The 437-nt window shown below is 61.3% G+C and carries 1 protein-coding gene; it reads right to left on the bottom strand.

Annotation, left to right across the window (positions count from 1 at the left end):
• On the bottom strand, positions 1-437 hold a 437-nt coding region (locus AB3X96_RS42660), incomplete at both ends, for a transposase (protein ID WP_368594430.1).

The raw sequence follows: 437 nt of genomic DNA, 5'->3' as shown, positions 1-437 counted from the left end.
ACTGCGCGCGCCGTGGATGAGTAGCGTGCGTAAATCGGTATCACCTCGCCGGCTGATCCCCAGCAACTGCACCTTTCCGCCGGAACCGGTCTGTTTCGGTACCAAGCCGATCCAGGCTGCAAATTCTTGGCTGGAGCGAAAGGCTGTCGCATCGCCCATCGTGGCGACCGCCGCGGTAGCGGTCAGCAAGCCAACGCCAGGCACGGCGGCGATCGTCTTGCAGGCCTGATCCTTTCTCATCCAGATGCGCAGGCGTTGCTCGATCTCAGCAATCTGCCTGTCGAGCACCGTCAGGCTGTTCCACTGCGCACGCAATGTATCGATCAGCATGGCAGGCAGACGCTCCGATAGTTTCGCCAGAACGCCGGGTATCGCCTTGTCAAGCACTTCCCGACTGCGGCCCATGACTTCACCGTACTCGGCAAGCAGACCACGCA

Source organism: Paraburkholderia sp. BR13439, from assembly GCF_040948805.1.
GTDB lineage: Bacteria > Pseudomonadota > Gammaproteobacteria > Burkholderiales > Burkholderiaceae > Paraburkholderia > Paraburkholderia youngii.
Note: the sequence above shows the minus strand (reverse complement) of the source record. Positions and strands in the feature narration are given on the sequence as shown.